17 protein-coding genes are annotated in these 17,534 nt (G+C 35.7%); 4 read left to right on the top strand and 13 right to left on the bottom strand.

What is annotated here, in order from left to right; genetic code table 11:
* Positions 1-88: 88 nt before the first annotated feature.
* The 4 genes from tuf to rpsO form a co-directional block, all read right to left on the bottom strand.
* Complete coding sequence (tuf, locus tag JF75_RS04650) at positions 89-1,279, bottom strand: elongation factor Tu (RefSeq protein ID WP_045928030.1); 1,191 nt, start codon at positions 1,277-1,279, stop codon at positions 89-91.
* 185 nt (positions 1,280-1,464) lie between these two features.
* On the bottom strand, positions 1,465-2,298 hold the full coding sequence (locus JF75_RS04645; protein WP_046332050.1) for a hypothetical protein: 834 nt from the start codon (positions 2,296-2,298) through the stop codon (positions 1,465-1,467).
* The gene (locus tag JF75_RS04640; protein WP_046332049.1) at positions 2,298-4,082 is read right to left on the bottom strand and encodes a ribonuclease J; all 1,785 of its coding nucleotides are present in this window, start codon (positions 4,080-4,082) and stop codon (positions 2,298-2,300) included. The genes JF75_RS04645 and JF75_RS04640 overlap by 1 nt, the downstream gene beginning before the upstream one ends.
* A gap of 160 nt (positions 4,083-4,242) precedes the next feature.
* Positions 4,243-4,512, bottom strand: a complete 270-nt coding sequence (gene rpsO, locus JF75_RS04635) for a 30S ribosomal protein S15 (RefSeq protein WP_046332048.1) — start codon at positions 4,510-4,512, stop codon at positions 4,243-4,245.
* A gap of 200 nt (positions 4,513-4,712) precedes the next feature.
* Here rpsO and rpsT point away from each other — a divergent pair, with 200 nt between their 5' ends.
* Entirely contained in the window at positions 4,713-4,964 is a 252-nt protein-coding gene (gene rpsT / locus JF75_RS04630; protein WP_034979307.1) for a 30S ribosomal protein S20, read from the top strand.
* A gap of 69 nt (positions 4,965-5,033) precedes the next feature.
* Here the strand turns inward: rpsT and holA are convergent, their stop codons facing one another.
* From holA to typA, 9 genes are all read right to left on the bottom strand, one after another.
* Positions 5,034-6,020, bottom strand: coding sequence for a DNA polymerase III subunit delta (gene holA / locus JF75_RS04625; protein WP_046332047.1), 987 nt, complete (start codon positions 6,018-6,020; stop codon positions 5,034-5,036).
* Positions 6,017-8,305 (bottom strand): DNA internalization-related competence protein ComEC/Rec2, encoded by a 2,289-nt coding sequence (locus JF75_RS04620; protein ID WP_046332046.1) that lies wholly within the window; start codon positions 8,303-8,305, stop codon positions 6,017-6,019. The genes holA and JF75_RS04620 overlap by 4 nt, the downstream gene beginning before the upstream one ends.
* Positions 8,274-8,999 carry a ComEA family DNA-binding protein gene (locus JF75_RS04615; RefSeq protein ID WP_046332045.1) on the bottom strand — a complete coding sequence of 242 codons (726 nt, stop codon included), beginning with the start codon at positions 8,997-8,999 and terminating at the stop codon, positions 8,274-8,276. Before JF75_RS04615 ends, JF75_RS04620 begins: the two co-directional genes overlap by 32 nt.
* Before the next feature lie 66 nt (positions 9,000-9,065).
* Positions 9,066-10,112, bottom strand: coding sequence for a SepM family pheromone-processing serine protease (locus JF75_RS04610; RefSeq protein ID WP_046332044.1), 1,047 nt, complete (start codon positions 10,110-10,112; stop codon positions 9,066-9,068).
* Entirely contained in the window at positions 10,105-10,599 is a 495-nt protein-coding gene (gene coaD / locus JF75_RS04605) for a pantetheine-phosphate adenylyltransferase (protein WP_046332043.1), read from the bottom strand. Before coaD ends, JF75_RS04610 begins: the two co-directional genes overlap by 8 nt.
* A gap of 2 nt (positions 10,600-10,601) precedes the next feature.
* Entirely contained in the window at positions 10,602-11,150 is a 549-nt protein-coding gene (gene rsmD, locus JF75_RS04600; protein ID WP_046332042.1) for a 16S rRNA (guanine(966)-N(2))-methyltransferase RsmD, read from the bottom strand.
* Positions 11,147-11,506, bottom strand: coding sequence for a DUF2129 domain-containing protein (locus tag JF75_RS04595; RefSeq protein ID WP_245190715.1), 360 nt, complete (start codon positions 11,504-11,506; stop codon positions 11,147-11,149). Before JF75_RS04595 ends, rsmD begins: the two co-directional genes overlap by 4 nt.
* The gene (locus tag JF75_RS04590) at positions 11,478-12,665 is read right to left on the bottom strand and encodes an FtsW/RodA/SpoVE family cell cycle protein (RefSeq protein WP_046332040.1); all 1,188 of its coding nucleotides are present in this window, start codon (positions 12,663-12,665) and stop codon (positions 11,478-11,480) included. Before JF75_RS04590 ends, JF75_RS04595 begins: the two co-directional genes overlap by 29 nt.
* A 101-nt stretch (positions 12,666-12,766) precedes the next feature.
* A complete protein-coding gene (gene typA, locus JF75_RS04585) occupies positions 12,767-14,608 on the bottom strand; it encodes a translational GTPase TypA (RefSeq protein WP_046332039.1) in 1,842 nt (613 codons plus the stop codon).
* 254 nt (positions 14,609-14,862) lie between these two features.
* Here typA and def point away from each other — a divergent pair, with 254 nt between their 5' ends.
* From def to rnjA, 3 genes are all read left to right on the top strand, one after another.
* Positions 14,863-15,417 carry a peptide deformylase gene (gene def, locus JF75_RS04580; RefSeq protein ID WP_046332038.1) on the top strand — a complete coding sequence of 185 codons (555 nt, stop codon included), beginning with the start codon at positions 14,863-14,865 and terminating at the stop codon, positions 15,415-15,417.
* 177 nt (positions 15,418-15,594) lie between these two features.
* On the top strand, positions 15,595-15,819 hold the full coding sequence (locus JF75_RS04575) for a DNA-dependent RNA polymerase subunit epsilon (protein ID WP_034979341.1): 225 nt from the start codon (positions 15,595-15,597) through the stop codon (positions 15,817-15,819).
* Positions 15,820-15,824: 5 nt separating this feature from the next.
* Complete coding sequence (gene rnjA, locus JF75_RS04570) at positions 15,825-17,504, top strand: ribonuclease J1 (RefSeq protein WP_046332037.1); 1,680 nt, start codon at positions 15,825-15,827, stop codon at positions 17,502-17,504.
* Positions 17,505-17,534: the final 30 nt, after the last annotated feature.

Here is a 17,534-nt window from a genome sequence, read left to right as displayed (position 1 = left end):
TACATTAAACGGTCGCAAAAAACAAACTTAGACAAAAAAAGATGTACTTCTATGAAGAAGTACATCTTTTTAAACTGTTTTTAACGAACTAGTCAAGAATTTCAGTAACTTGACCAGCACCAACAGTACGACCACCTTCACGGATAGTGAACTTAGTACCCTTTTCAATGGCTGCTGGTTTGATTAATTTAACAGTAAACTCTGTGTTATCGCCAGGCATAACCATTTCAGTACCCTCTGGTAATTCAATTTCACCAGTGATATCAGTAGTGTGGAAATAGAATTGTGGACGGTAGTCTGAGAAGAATGGGGTATGACGTCCGCCTTCCTCTTTCTTCAATACGTAAACTTGTCCTTTAAATTCGTGGTGAGTTTGAATTGAGCCAGGTGCAGCTAAAACTTGTCCACGAACAACTTGATCACGGTCGATACCACGAAGCAATACACCAACGTTATCTCCGGCTTCACCTAAGTCCAAAGTCTTGTGGAACATTTCCAAACCAGTAACAACTGATTTAAGAACTTTATCTACCAAGCCGACAATTTCAACTTCATCACCAATCTTAACTGTACCACGATCAATACGACCAGAAGCAACAGTACCACGACCAGTAATAGTGAAGACATCTTCAACTGGCATCAAGAATGGCTTATCAGTTTGACGTTCAGGAGTTGGAATATATTCATCAACTGTGTCCATCAACTTCATGATAACTTCTTCTTGTTCCTTGTCACCTTGTAAAGCTTTTAATGCTGAACCACGGATAACTGGAATATCATCACCTGGGTAATCGTATTCAGTTAACAAGTCACGAACTTCCATTTCAACTAAGTCGATCAGTTCTGGGTCGTCAACTAAATCAGTCTTGTTCAAGAAAACAACGATGTAGTTAACACCAACTTGACGAGCAAGTAAAATGTGTTCACGAGTTTGTGGCATAGGACCATCTGTTGCGGCAACAACTAAGATAGCTCCATCCATTTGGGCAGCACCGGTAATCATGTTCTTAATGTAGTCGGCGTGACCTGGGGCATCCATGTGGGCGTAGTGACGATTTTCAGTTTCGTACTCTACGTGAGCGGTATTGATAGTAATACCACGTTCCTTTTCCTCTGGGGCTGCATCGATTTCTGAATAATCTTCTGCTTTAGCCAAGCCCTTTTCTGATAAAACTTTAGTAATAGCCGCTGTTAAAGTGGTCTTACCATGGTCAACGTGACCGATAGTACCAATGTTTACGTGTGGCTTTGTTCTAACGTAATGTTCTTTTTCTGCCATTAAAATGACCCTCCTGTAAATTTGCAAGAAGTCCGTTGAGTAAGTAACGGATAGTTCTCTGTTGAATATTGTACTACTTTCATTGGCAAATGCCTAGTATTTTAATGCATAGAGCCATGCCTAATGAAAACGTCCTTTGCTATTATACTAAATACTTTGAAAAAGTAAAGGCATTTCATCCAATTTTATTCGGATATATTATTATCGATTTTCTCAAACAGCTTTTGATTACTTCTACCATCGTGATTATCAATATAAGAAGCAATATCACTAGCAAAACTGTCAGGATCATCAACATACTTATTTAGTTTAGGATAAAGACTGCCTAAAATCAAATTAACTTCGCCTAACACAGCCGGAAGTTGACTAGGCTGGTGGTAGTACCGTGAACCAATGCCAGAAACAACTTCACGATACACCGGCTCCTTTTCAAGTAAATTTATTTTTTGGGGAATAAATTCCTCTTCTTGCCCTAATACCAGAACTTTAAATTTATTTTTTAGACCGAGCCTGAATAAATCTTCACATAAAACTAGTCGAACTGCGAAATTTAAACTCGGATCAATCAATAAACTTTGGGCAAAATTTTTAAAGTTAGATAAATCAAGTTTAAATAGCTGATCGTAGTCGTATTTTGTTGGTTTAGCTTTTTGCCTAAAAGTAACCATTATTTTCTGTTGAACTGTTGAGTTAACTGGTTCTACCGAATATGGCAATTCATAGTCAGTAATATTTTTAACTTCTAAAGCCTCAATTAAAAAATGATTTTCACTTAAAATTTTACTATATTTAGCGAAAATTTCCGAATCAGTAAAAAGATCTTTTTCTTCTTTAATTAATTCATAGGCAGAATAGCTTTGCTTGTTCTTAAGATAGAAATCGCATAAATTAAGAACAACTTCGTTACTGTGACCATCCCTTAAAGCTTCTTCAAGATTTTGAATAGCCTGAACCATATCGCCATTTGCTTCATTTCTTTTGGCCAGATTAATTAAATTTTTTTGACTCAGTGACGTCATCATTTATCTTTCTTGATAATTCTTTGACCGGTTTTATTAACATCAACTGGGTGATGAATTTCCTTTTTTGGTGCATCATTTTTGCTATTTCTCTTTTGCATAGCCCGATGCCGGTTTTGGTTTACCTCCATTACTACTGGCAAAACTACTGGCCGTCTATTTGTTTTGCGATAAAGAAACTTTTCTAAATCATTGCGCACATCTTGCTTAATCTCTGTCCAGTCAAATTTTTTGTGCTCAAAATTATTATTAATGGTCTTTTTAATCAGCTCAATGCTGTCGCGCATTAACTGCTGATTGGCCTTAATGTAAACAAATCCTCTACTTGTAACCTGTGGCTGAGCAATAATTTTTTTCTTGCGACGATCAATAGTCACCACTGCAATAAAGATGCCATCATCAGATAAAACCTCGCGATCGCGTAAAACAATATTGCCGACATCACCAATTCCGGAACCATCAATCATTGTGTCGTCTCCGGGAACAGGATCCGTCAAATAAAGCCGTTTTTGATTAAAGTCATAGCTTAAGCAATCACCATTTTTAGTGATAAAAATATCTTCTTTCTTGAGTCCTGCTCTGATTGCCAAATCTTTGTGAATTTCTAATAATCGATATTCGCCAATTACAGGTATTAAAAAATGTGGCTTTATAATGTCAATAAGCAGTTGTAAATCACGACCAGTGGCATGTCCACTGGTATGTTTTGCTTTACCTAATTGAATTACAGTCCCACCAGCACGATAAACCATATCGCTAGTTTGAGCCACAATAGTCTCTACTGCGTGAGAAGGCGTTGTGGCAATAAAGACCAAGTCTCCCTTGTGAATTGTAATCATACTGTGACGTTTTTTGGCCATCTTTTGCAAGGAATTTAAAGGCTCACCCATTTGACCGGTTTCAAGAATAACCGTTTTTTCATCCGGAGTTTCTTTTAAATCCTTAACGCGCATCAACAAGCCTTTAGGAACATTCAAATAGCCAAGATTCATGGCGGTGCGGACTATTTTTGCCAAGTCCCTGCCCGTCAACAAAACGTGTCTGCCAGTTTTATAAGCGGCATTTAGTACTTCCTGAATTCTAATCAGATTAGATGCTTTGGCAGCGACGATTACTCTGCCCTGGGCATTACGAAAAACATTTGTTACGTAATCGCCAATTTCCTGCTCGGCAACATTAGGCAAAGATGCCTCTGCATTTGAGGAGTCACTTAAAAGTGCCAAAACTTTCTTTTGTCCAATTTCTGCCAATCTGTCTAAATCCGTACGGTATTTAGGAGCTGCTGAAGGATCAAACTTAAAATCTCCAGTATAAACAACTTCTCCTGCAGGAGTATGCACATCTATTCCTAGCGAATCTGGAATAGAATGAGTAGTCGGGAAAAATGATATATTAGCATTTTTAAAATCAATCTCTGTTTCAGCATCAATCACGTGGAAGAGACTGTTTTTACAGCGCTTATTTTCCCTTTTAACTGTTATTTTTGCTAGTTCAATTGTAAGTTGTGACCCAAAAACAGGTATATCATACTTTCTTAAAATATAAGGCAAAGCTCCAATCGAATCAGCATGTCCGTGTGTTAAAAAGATACCGACCACCTGATCACCATATTGCTCAAAAAAGTCTAAATCTGGAATAACCAGATCAATTCCAAACAATGTGCTGTCAGGATATTTAAGACCAGCATCAAGAACAAAAATTTCATCATTAACTTGAACAGCGAACATGTCTTTTCCTTGTTCACGAACGCCGCTCAAAATCATAATTTTAACTTGATCAGTCATTATATTTCCTTTTCTTTAATTTGCTATTCAGTTGTTATTTATGGATCATGTGATCACAACGTAAAAAGTATCTTTTTTTATTCTAGCATAAAAAGTTATTTTGACAAAAATAAAAAAGCCGATTCCTAATTTGAACCAGCTTTTTTGACATTTCAATTAATTAACGACGCAAACCTAGCTTCTTGATTAATTCACGATAACGATTAATATCCTTATTTTGTAAATAACGAAGTAAGTTACGACGGTGACCGATTTTCTTCAATAAACCAACATAAGAATGATGATCATGTGAATGATTCCTCATATGTTCAGTCAGGTTGTTAATATCTGTAGTCAAAATGGCTACTTGAACCTCAGTTGAACCTGTATCACCTTCGTGAGTCGCAAATTTTTTAATTATTTCATCTTTTTCTGCTTTTGAAATTGCCATATTATTTTCACCTTTCACTAGAATAATTGCCGTTAACAACGTTAACCGTCAGGTGTGAGCGCGCAAACAGCGTTAACGGTTCACAACAATAGTATAATACAGACAAATTTTTTAAAAAGCAAGTATTATTTATCTTGCATCTACAATTATCTTTCAGTATAATCTATAAAGTAGAATTACGATCAATGGAGGTGAAATTTATGCCACAAATCAAATCAGCTATTAAGCGTGTTAAGACTCAAGATGCTACAAGAAAGCGCAATGCTGCTCAAATGAATCAGTTGAGAACTGCAGTCAAAAAGTTCAAGACTGCTCAAGCTGCTGGTGCTGAGAACGCCTCCGAATTACACGTAGCTGCTGCTCGTGCATTAGATAAAGCTGCTTCTAAAGGTCTTATTCATAAGAATAAAGCTAACCGTGATAAGAGCCGTTTAGCAAAACTCGCAAAATAATGATCTTGCTTAATTAATAATTTAAAAAGACAGAAATGAAATCATTTCTGTCTTTTTATTTACCAAAATTTATACGCTGAGAATAAACAGTTTTAAAAAATTGTTTTCTTGGTATTGTCCGCTCTTATAATTAAAATCCAACTTAATTGCTTGTTTTAATAATTTTGCTACTTTGCCTAGTGATAATCTATTTTTAAGAGCCAACTTAACGCGATAAGGATGTACTCCCAAAGTTTGCACAATTTCAGCTTCACTGCGACCTCTCTCACTAAGTACCTTAACAATCAAAATCATTTCCAACTGATTTTCAAACACCGCAAGAATCTGTATTGGATTATTGCCGTTGTGCAACTGATTACTTAATCTTGCCAGAGCTTCCTGGTAATTGTTACTTAACGCTGAATCCAATATAGCAAAAATATTTTGCGCTAAAGACAAATCAACATTTTTTTCGACTAATTCAGTCGTGATTTTTTTATTGTTCGCAACCATTTTCAGTTTATTGTAATTACCTAAAACAGTATCTAGAACTTGATCGCTGCGTTCTAATAAAAGATTTAGAGCAGAACTTGTAATTTGATACCCTTCCGTGGAAATCAAATTTCTGACAGTTTTACTCAATTCAAATGGTCTGATTTTAGTTTCCACCACATTAAAATTTTTGGTAATAAGCTTTGTTATTTTCTTGCGCCGATCAATTTTTTCATATGAGGCAATAATTACTAAAACATCATCCAGCTCTGCAATATTTGCAAAAACATTCTGCAACTTTGAAATTTGCTTTTGGAATTTTTTAGGAACTTTGGCAGTTAAAAAAAATGGATTTTTAATTGTTATTATTTTTTTTTGACTAAAAAGGCTCGACTCAGTGAGATCAGCAATTAATTCATCTAATCCTTCTGAATCGCAATCAACAGAAACTTTTTCATATGCGGAGAATTCTGTTTCATGAATATATGAATCAGCAAGATATTCATTTAAGAAAGCGTCGTTGCCACTAATCAGGGTATGAGCAACTTTCGTATTAGAACCTTTAAATAAAGAAAGTAATGTCATTTTTTTATCACCGGTAAAAATCTCTTAAATTTGGGCCTCGTAAAAGCACCATAAGTCCAAGTAATCATACCACAGTCTTGAGTCGATGCCCACGGAATATGTTGAGCCTGCAAAGTTTCAATTGTCTCTATGTGAGGATGACCAAAACGATTCTTGCGACCAGCAGAAATAAAAACTCTCTCTGGATGTAGAGCTTTTAAGAATTCTTTATTTGAAGCAGTACGACTACCGTGATGACCTAGTTTAAAGTAATCTGCATGCAAATGATATTGATTTATAATTTCCAACTCTCCTTCTTGGCCTAAATCTCCAGTAAAAAGCCACCTTTTACCTGCCAGTTTAAATGTTAGAGAAAGAGAATCTTCATTTTTACCTATGCCTGGCTTAAAAGGATAAACGGTCTGAAAAGATATTTGAGAATCATTAACTTTATTCCCGGCTAACAATTGTCTAATTTGGCTTTTCTTGATTTTGCCAATGATCCTTTTTTGAAAAGAAGGATTTTGAATCAATCCTTGGGCTATAAATAATTTTTTAACTTTGATTTGACTCAAAAGTGGTCTCAAATCACCTACATGGTCTGCATCTTGATGCGTAATAAATATCCCATTAATTTTGCTTATACCTTGAGCCTTCAAAAATGGCAGTGTAATTTTATTAACCTGGGGGTTTATTTTTTGGCCGTTAAAATTAAGTTTTCCGCCGACGTCTATTAAATAAACCTTTCTAAAAAATGGAGTAGAAATAAAAATACTGTCACCTTGACCAACATCAATAAAAGTCACCTGACCCTGCAACGGAAAATGAATTGTTAAAAAAATCAGTCCGTATGTAAATAAAAGGCAGCTTATAAAATTTTTCGTTGTTTTTTGACAGTTGTGCTTTTCATTTATCCGAATCAATATGATAGACGTCATAATTAATAAAAACAGGCATTGCCACCAGTTTATTTTGCCAAATGTTAAAAGACCAATTTTGCTATTAGAAATTTGTGCAATTACTTTTTCTCCTTGCTTAAGTACTCTTTCAATTAAAAAACTGCATTTTGGACTAATACTAAAGAGCAACAAATTTAAAAAAGTTAACGGCATCACGACCCAATTGAAATAGGGCACAATTAACAAATTGAAGAAAACGGTTAGTAGATTAAATTGAAAAAAATAAAATAGAAGCAAGGGCAACAAAAGATTATTTAAAGAAAATGACTGCTTAAATTTAGTCATATGGTTAGTCATTCCCAAGCCCAAGGCTAAAATATAGCTCAAAATTGCACCAGTGTTCATCATCAAACGAGGATCGAAAATCAAGTGCAAAACAGAAGTAAGTCCAAGTAAATCACTTTTGTTAATTTGTAATTTATTTATACTAAGAAGCTGACCCAAAATATAGGTCAAACTTGCTCTAATAAAGCCTACTTGACCATTACTGAGAAAAATTCCTATAAGCAAAATAATTAAACAAAAAACAAATGTCTCTTCTTGAGTTAATTTAAAAAAATAACAACAGGTACTGATTAACAGTGTATAGATACCAACATGCAGACCGGAAATACTCAGAATATGAATTACACCAAGATCACGATAATTATTCAGTATTGATTGAAATCTTTGACTGGGATTCTCACCTAATATTAGTTCACTACTAAAAAAAGATATGATTGGGGGCATTTTTTGCAAAAAAACTTTTAATTTGAACCGCAAATGATGTAAATAATTCCTGAGACCACGCTTTTCAACTTTAACTTTATAGCTGGTCAATTTGACTTCTTGAGTAATATTTTTAGAGCGATAGAACCTTTGCAAATCAAATTGGCCATAATTAGAAACGGCTGCAATCGGATTTATATCACCAGCTAAATTATAAAGTACAACTTTGTAACCTAATTTCAATTGTTTTATCTGGCTAGAATTTATTTTTCCAGAAACTTTTATTTTACCGCCTGCTGCTTGGCCATCAACTGTAAACCAATCGTCAAAAATTTCTACTTGATCAGGATAAAAAACTATTATTGACCTGGGTCTGATGGTAAAGTTAGTTTGCTTTTTATCAATGTAAGTAACAAAAAAAGTTACGCAAAGAACAACGAGAGAAAACCATTTTAAAGAATTGAACTTATAAAAAAGCAAATATGAAAGATAAGATGCTATTAATAGACAGACTAGCTTTTGCATTAGGCTATTGCACTGATAGTACAAGAAACTTAAGTCAACCAATAATAAAGCTAATACAAGAAAAAAACCGGGTTTTAGGACATCAAACTTCCAATTGGTCTTTAAGGGCGACAAAAGTTTTTTCTCCAATTCCAGATACTTGTTTTAGTTCTTCTATGGATTTAAATTGACCGTTTTTTTGACGATAAGCAAAAATTTGCTGTGCTTTTTTCTCTCCAATACCATTAAGTTGCTGTAATTGTGCTACATTTGCAGTATTAATATTCACTTTATTGCTGGCAGTCGTTTGGCCATCTTTGTTATCACTAATTTCAGCGGAAACCGAGCTAGAGGTACTAGATGAAACTGATTCTACTACTTGCTCTGCTTTAATTTTTTCACCTTTATAAGGAATATGAATTTTATCCTGGTCTTCTAATATCAAAGCACGGTTAACCCTTTTCAACTGAGCGTTGCTTTTAGTACCTCCTGCTGCAGCGATCAGCTCATTTAATCTTGCGCCACTTTTAAGTGTGTATACTCCTTGATGGTTAACGGCACCTGATATATCACAGGTGACACTTTTAGGCTTAGCTGCAGCAATTCTTTCTGTTTTTGTTTCCCCTGAATTCGTTTTGTCAGTCAAATCGTCATTACTGTCTTTTTTACTTTGCAAAAGCTCAGTACTTTCATCGTTAAAATCATTAATATTTTCATTAGAATTCGATTTTTTGACTTCAAACCAAAAAACAACCATTAAACATGCTAATCCAATAAAAAAATACGTTTTATGCTCATCAATAAATGTTTTTATTCTTTCCCAATCCATTATTTCAACTCCTATTTTTAAGTACGCAAAAAAGCCCAAAAAACATTTGGACTTTTTTGATATTTATCAATAATTTTCTTGTAAATAATGGAGTGCATCTTCAAAGGTACGCACAGGAACAATTTTCATCTTGGTTCCAATTTGCTTGGCTGTCTTTTTAGCAAGCAAATAATTACTTGAACTTTTTTTCATCCCGGCTGTATCAACAGGTGCAAAAAAGACTTCAGCACCAGCACGATCAGCAGCCACAACTTTTTTATCAACGCCACCAATCATACCCACTTTCCCTGATGGACTGATTGTCCCAGTTCCTGCAATCTTATGACCTTTAGCTAAGTGCTTGCCTGAAAAAACTTCATAACTGGTCAAAGTGAACATTAATCCGGCTGATGGTCCCCCAATTGCACCGGCATTGATTGTAACTTTTGGTTTTGTCTCAACCTGTATATGTTCTACCAACTGTATTCCTATTCCAGGTTTGCCAGTTCCTTCAACATTAACAATTTTTCCTTTAAAATTGATTTTTTTCTGTTCTCGCAAGACATTAATTTCCGTTTTAGAGCCTATCCTCTTTTTTTGAAAATAACTGATCATTTCTTCCGTAGAGTGAAATTGATGACCATCAGCACCTAAGACAGTATCTCCGACTTGCAATTTGCCTTTAAAACTTGAGCCTTTTTGCACCTGCATAACATAAACACCTTTATAGTGCAGTTTAGGTTTTAGTCCCGCCTTTTTGGCCGCATAGTAAATTGCATTTTGTTGACTAGTTTGCATATACCAATTCTGTAATTCTTGGTATTGGCTGCTATTTGAATTACCTAGCAATTCACTCTTTGGAATACGACTAGCATGTTTTTGGGTAAAACTGAAAAGATATTCCCATACTGTTGCCGGCTGACTAGTTTCACTGACTGTCACTAAATAGAAATTACTTGGCGGCTTAACCTCACTTTTTACAAATTGACCAATTGAAACAGCACTGCCTGGCATTTCAATATAATAGTTTGTTGGCCAATTTAAGCCAATAAAAACGAGAAAAAAAGTCAGAATTATAAGTAACCATTTTCGGGTTTTTGAAAACTTCTTGTTCACTTTCTTTTCTTTATTCATGCTTGCTATAACCAATTTTTTCTTTCAATGCCTGTGCCGCTTTAGTCGGCAAGAAACTGCCAAAATCACCATTAAACTGCGCAATTTCTTTTATAATACTGGACGCAACAAAGCTATTTTCCGGCTCAGTAAAAAGCAAAACGGTACTTATGTCGCTTGCCATTTTTTTATTCATTTCGGCAATCTGCTGCTCAAATAAAAAGTCTGTAGTATTTCTTACGCCACGTATAATTGTATTTGCGCCTAAATCATGTGCAACATTAACAGTAAGCTGGTCAGGCTTTAGCAGCACTTGAACATTTTTTAGACCTTTGACGGCATCATTAATCAAGTCTGTTCTTTCTTTATTTGTAAAAAGATATTTTTTAGCAGTATTGACCATTACCACTACATAAACCTTGTCAAATATCGCAGCAGCTTGATTAATTATATCAACATGACCGTTAGTGATGGGATCAAAACTCCCTGGAAATATTGCTACACTCATTACTATTCCTTTCGATAAAAACGAACGATGGTTTTACCCAGGTGCTTTTCTTTAATTAGCTGAAAGCTACTGATTGTTTTTAAAGCCGTTTGATCATCAGTTTCAGCCACTACTACTGACCCATTATTCAACAACTCCAGGTCAACCATTTTTGCCATATCCGTCGAAATTTTCTGTTTAGCATAAGGTGGGTCTAAGAAAACAAGATCAAATTTCTGCTTTCCCTTGGCAAATTTGTTCAAAGCAGCATTACTGGACATTTTATATATTGAAAAACGTTCAGGCTCTTTTGTCAAAGCTACGTTTTTACGAATAACGTTAACGGCCTGATAATTAATGTCAACTATAACTGCATGAGAGCATCCCCGAGAAACAGCTTCAATTGCTAGAGCGCCACTTCCCCCATATAAATCTAAAACTGCTCCACCGTTAAAAAATTGACCTAACGAATTAAATAGAGATTCTTTAACCTTGTCACTTGTTGGTCTTGTTATTTGGCTTTTAAGAGTAAATAAATTGCGTTTGGCATACTTTCCGGAAATAATTCTCATAATAGTTGTTCTGTATCTTCCTGACGTTCTTGTAATGCTTTTTCGGCTTCTTGGGCTAATTCTGTAATTTGCTTTTCAATATGATCGCTGGAAAGATCAATTTGATTCCAAGTTGATTTTTCTACTTTTTTAACAAAATCAAGTGAATTCAAATCTTGGCATACTTGCTCACTTTCTTTTTTATTGACATATAAAATACAATAAGCAAATTTTTTAGAAAAATAAACAATGTCACCATATCGTCTCAATTTATATTGATCACTAATTGAATTTAAATAAACAGTAAGACTTTGTCTTTGAATAATATTTTTATTAGCTAAATCTTCTTCAACGCCCATTTGCAAACCTTTCTTCATTTTTAATTCGTTCATTTGCTGATATATTCAACACAATTCCGATAGCTGCTGACAAAATTATTAAAGACGATCCTCCATAGGAAATAAATGGCAGCGTGACCCCGGTAATGGGTAATAAACCGAGTACAGCACCCACATTAAAAACTGTCTGTGTAAAAATAATTGTTGTTACTCCAAAACATACTAAAGCATTGAATTGTGAGCTTGCATGAATACCAACTTCCATAATACTCCAAATTAAATAAAAAATTAGACCAATTACTAGCAGTGCACCGATAACCCCTATTTCTTCTGCAATTACTGCTAAAATGAAGTCTGTATAAGGCTCGGGCAGATAGCCTCTTTTTTGCATGCTATTACCCAGACCTACACCAAATAAACCACCATTATGGATAGCATAGTATGAATTAACTAGTTGTGCTCCTCCTTTTTGCTCCAGTTCAAACGGGTGCAGAAAAGAAAGAAAACGACGATACTGATACTTATTTTGCAAAAATTCAGGATTCCATTTGATGATTAGGAAAACAAGCAGGTAAACTCCGACCGCAATACCAATAAGACATAAAACTGCATTCTTAGCGGGAACACCAGAAACTGAGAACATGACGATGACAATCATTGCCAAAACAGCGGTACCGCCAAAATCAGGCTCAAGGATAACCAAAAACATCATAAAAGCAGCTAAAATTGCAGGTCTTGATAAGTTTTGAATAATTTGCCCTTTGTTAAAAGAACCATCATGACGATCTAAAAAATAAGCTAAATAAATTATCAAGGATAATTTGGCAATTTCCAGAGGTTGAATCTTAATTATTTTTAAATCAATCCAACCGACAGAACCATTGACTGCAGCAGCAGACCCTTTAAAAATTTTCAAGCAAATCAAATAAAAAAGTAATAAAATGCTGATTCCGAGAAACCAAATGACAAACTTCCGACTCTTGAAAATATTAAGTTTTAAAAAAAAGCAGAGAGCACAAAAAACAAAAACCGCAAAAAAAGCATACATGGCTTGGCGTATACCGTAAAATGCTGGATTAAACCCATTCACAAGCAAAATATCCGAGCTAGCGGAATAGACCATCACTATTCCAAAGACCACTAACAAGATATAGGGCAAGAAAATATTGTAATTTAAATGGTGAAGTTTTTGCCGCACAAGCCGACCTCTCCTTCTATAATAAATTAACCTTTATTATAAGCATTATAAAACAAAAAGAGCACCACTTCATCAGTGAGTGCCCTTCTTAAAAAATTTATTTACTTCTTATTACGTCTCTTATCGGCTTTTTGTCTCTCAGAAGTGTTCAGAATTTTCTTTCTTAACCTGATTGAATCTGGTGTTACCTCACAATATTCATCATCATTTAAGAACTCTATGGCTTCTTCAAGCGTTAAAGTTTTAGGAGTTCTAATAGCTGCAGCATGGTCCTTACCCGCAGCACGAGTGTTAGTCAGGTTTTTACCTTTGATAACATTAACTGCGATATCACGATCACGAGAGGATTGACCAACAATCATTCCTTCATAAACTTCAACTCCGGCTCCAATAAACAATTCACCACGTTGCTCAACAGTTTGCAAAGAATATGTGGTTGACTTACCTTGGCTAATGGAAACTAAAGCACCATTTTGACGACCCGGTTCCCAATTCTTAACAACAGGTTTATATGAATCAAAACTATGATTCATAATGCCGTAGCCACCAGTTTGAGACATAAATTCATTGTTATAGCCAATTAATCCGCGAGATGGAACTAGGAAGTCAAGCCGAGTTTGGTTGTTACCGGTAGATGCCATGTTCTTCATTTCTCCTTTTCTTTGAGAAAGTGAATCAATGACAGAACCAACATATTCGTCAGGCGTATCTACTTGAACTGCTTCAAATGGTTCACACATTTTACCATCAATTTCACGGTAGATAACTTTTGGTCTTGATAATTGCAATTCAAAACCTTCACGCCGCATTTCTTCAACCAAAATTGAAAGGTGGAGCTCACCACGTCCTGAAACGGTCCAAGCGTTTAATTGATCGGTTGGATCAACTTTCAAAGAAACATCGGTTCTAGTTTGCTTAATTAAACGATCTTCCAACTTTTTAGGAGTAACTTTGTCACCTTCGCGACCAGCAAAAGGTGAATCGTTAGCAACGAAATCCATTTGCAGTGTAGGTGGATCAATCTTAAGAAGAGGCAAAGCTTCAGGATTTTCGGCTGAAGCAATAGTTTCACCGACAAAAATATCGTTAATACCACTAATGGCAATGATATCACCAGCTTTAGCTTCCGTAATCTCATTACGCTTTAAGCCAAAGAAACCGAATAGTTTGGTAACTCTAAAGTTTTGGGTAGAACCGTCACGTTTCATAACAGTAATATTATCGCCAACTTTAACGCGCCCGCGATAAATACGGCCAACACCTATACGACCAACATAATCATCCCAGTCGAGCATCGTAATTTGGAATTGCAAAGGCTCCTCAGAATTATCAATTGGTGCTGGAATTGATTTAATAATCGTGTCAAAAATAGGGTTCATAGTTTCTTCCTGTTTTGACGGATCAGGATCATAAGAGGAGGTACCATTTAAAGCAGATGCATAAACTACTGGGAAGTCAAGCTGCTCATCGTTTGCTCCTAATTCAATAAATAATTCCAGCACTTCGTCAAGAACTTCTTTAGGACGAGCACCAGGACGGTCAATCTTGTTGATAACAACAATTGGCTTAACTCCAGCTTCTAATGCCTTTTTAAGTACGAAACGAGTTTGTGGCATAGTGCCTTCATAAGCATCAACCAATAATAAAGCACCGTCGACCATATGCATGATTCTTTCGACTTCACCACCGAAATCGGCGTGTCCTGGAGTATCCAGAATATTAATGGTTGTATCACCATATTTAACCGCAGTGTTTTTAGATAAAATAGTTATACCACGTTCACGCTCAATATCATTTGAATCCATCGCACGATCTTCCAAAGCCATATGTTCAGGGAGAGTGTCGGATTGTTTCAGCAATTGGTTAACCAGAGTAGTTTTACCATGGTCAACGTGCGCTATGATAGCTATATTCCTAATATCGTCTCTTCTTTTTTCTGACAAAAGTATTCCTCCTCCACTCCTCAATAAAAAAACTGTGACGTGGTCACAGTTTCGGCGGCACGTCAAAAACATGCTGATCGAAGTGTTTCATATCTGTATATTTACGCTCATTGATTTTACCACCTAACAGTTTACGGGTCAACGTTTATCCCTCTTTTTCAAATTAAAAATTTAGTATAGAATAAAAAGCAGACAAATTAGTTTATTTTATGTTACAAATATAAATATAAACTTTTATGAAAGAGTGAATGTAATTGATTTTAATGAAAGATATTACCCGTGACGGTAACCCAGTATTGCGCAAAGTAGCTAAACCACTAACTTTTCCGTTAAGCGAACACTATCAAAATTTGGCTAAAGAAATGATGGAATATCTAGTTAACTCGCAAGATCCTAAAATTGCAGAAAAGCACCAATTGCGTGCCGGTGTTGGTTTGGCCGCACCACAGGTTGGCGAAAGCGTTCAAATGGCCTCATTACTGGTTCCCAATGACAAAGGTGACATTGTCTTTAAGGAAACTTTTGTTAATCCTGAAATTTTATCTGAATCAGTCAAGCAAGCTTGCTTGAGCGAAGGTGAAGGATGCTTGAGTGTTGATAAAGTAATTGATGGCTATGTGCCACGACCTGACAAATTAAAAATTCATTACTATACTGTCTCCGGTGAAGAAAAGACCATTCGCTTAAAAGATTACCCAGCTATTGTTGCATCCCATGAAATTGAGCATTTGCGGGGACATCTTTTCTATGACCGTATTAACAAGCAGAACCCATTTAAATTAGATGAAGATACAGTAATAATTTATTAATTTTATTAAAAAAGATTTTTAGCCGTCATTTATTGTGTTGACGGTTTTTTTAATAAAGCTGGTAAAACTTGATTCTATACTTGTTTTTGCATGTATGGTAGAATTTTACTAGCTATTGGATGCTTTATGTTATCCAAAATTAGAACGTTTTATTAACTGAATAAGGAGAATACAAATATGATCTACAAAGTTTTGTATCAAAAAGACAAGGTTGTCAATCCTAGACGGGAAACAACCCAAACTCTTTATCTTGAGGCCGATAACATGGTGGCCGCAAGAACAATGGTTGAGGAAAATACCCCCTATAATATTGAACTCATCCAAGAATTGGCTGGCAATTCGCTAACTTACGAAAAAGAGCATGCCGATTTTAAATTAACCACTTTTGAGAGTAAGAAGTAGTCTCTGTGCGTATTAAAAATAATGAAGTTGCTGTTGTTGCAATCGGGGGGTTGCACGAAATCGGCAAAAATATGTACTGTGTACAATACCAAGATGAAATCATCATTATGGATTGTGGTATTAAGTTTCCTGAAGATGATCTTCTAGGTATTAATTATGTGATTTCAGATTATTCTTATTTAATTAAAAACCGCAAAAAGATTAAAGCTCTAGTTGTTAGCCACGGACACGAAGACCACATTGGCGGGATCCCCTTCTTACTAGAAAAAATCCCGGAAATTCCAGTTTACGCCACCCCATTTGCTTTAGCTTTAATTAAAGGTAAGCTTGAAGAGCATGGTATTTTAAGAACTACTGAACTTCATGAAGAACATGAAGATACTGTACTAAAATTTAAGAAATTGACGGTTACCTTTTTCAGAACCACTCACTCTATTCCTGATACATTAGGTATAGCTGTTCATACACCACTAGGTGCTGTCGTTTTTACTGGTGATTTTAAATTTGATTTAACTCCAGTTATGAATCAACCAGCTCCAAACTTCCAGAGAATAGCAAAATTAGGCAACGATGGTGTTTTAGCATTACTATCTGATTCAACCAATGCTGAAGTCAGTCAGTTTACTAAATCCGAACGGTTCGTTGCTAAATCTTTACACGATATTATTACCGGAATACACGGAAGAATAATTTTTGCTACTTTTGCATCTAACTTATACCGTGTTTCAACTGCCATTGAAGCAGCTATTGACACTGGAAGAAAAGTTGCCATTTTTGGTCGTAGTATGGAAAATGGTGTGCAAAATGGGATTGACTTAGGTTACTTGAATGTTCCTGATGGTTTGATTGTAGATGCTAACGAAATTAACCATACACCAGCAGAACAAGTAATGATTTTATGTACCGGTTCTCAAGGTGAACCTTTAGCCGCCCTTTCTCGCATTGCCAACGGAACACATCGGCAAATTAGTTTACAACCAGGCGACACAGTAATTTTTTCATCGAACCCAATTCCTGGAAATACTTTAAGCGTTAACCACTTAATCAACAAGTTAATGGAAGGCGGCGCAAATGTTGTTCATGGCAGAATAAATAACGTTCATACCTCTGGACATGGCGGTCAGGAAGAACTTAAAATGATGGTCCGTTTGACCAAGCCTAAGTACATGATCCCTGTTCACGGCGAATACCGTATGCAAGTTATTCATACTGAACTAGCACAAGCAGCAGGCGTCCCTGCAGAAAATACTTTTGTTCTTGAAAACGGTGAAGTAGTGTGTTTTGGTCCTGAAGGGTCAAGAATAGCTGGTCATATTCCAGCGGGTGATGTTTATGTTGATACTTCAGGCACAGCTGATGTTGGTAATGTAGTAGTTCATGACCGTCAAGTCTTGTCTGAAGATGGCTTAGTTGTTGTAGTGGCAACGGTTGACTACAAACACAAACGTGTTTTGGCTGGTCCAGATGTTTTAAGTCGCGGATTTGTCTATATGCGGGAATCAACTGAATTAATTAATCAGGCCCAAAAACACATTTATCACGTTATCAAATCTGAGATGGACAAGGTAGATCATCCTAAAGATAGTGTGATCCGTCATGCAATAGTTGATAACCTTTCAGACTTTTTATATTCAAAAACCAAAAGACGGCCAATGATCTTACCGATGTTAGTTGAGAAAAAATAGTAAAAGCCCGTTTTGAGGAGCTTTTTATGT

The sequence above is a fragment of the Lactobacillus kimbladii genome, from assembly GCF_000970755.1.
Classification (GTDB): domain Bacteria; phylum Bacillota; class Bacilli; order Lactobacillales; family Lactobacillaceae; genus Lactobacillus; species Lactobacillus kimbladii.
The sequence above is the reverse complement of the archived record's forward strand: the minus strand, read 5'-3'. Positions and strand labels throughout refer to the sequence as shown.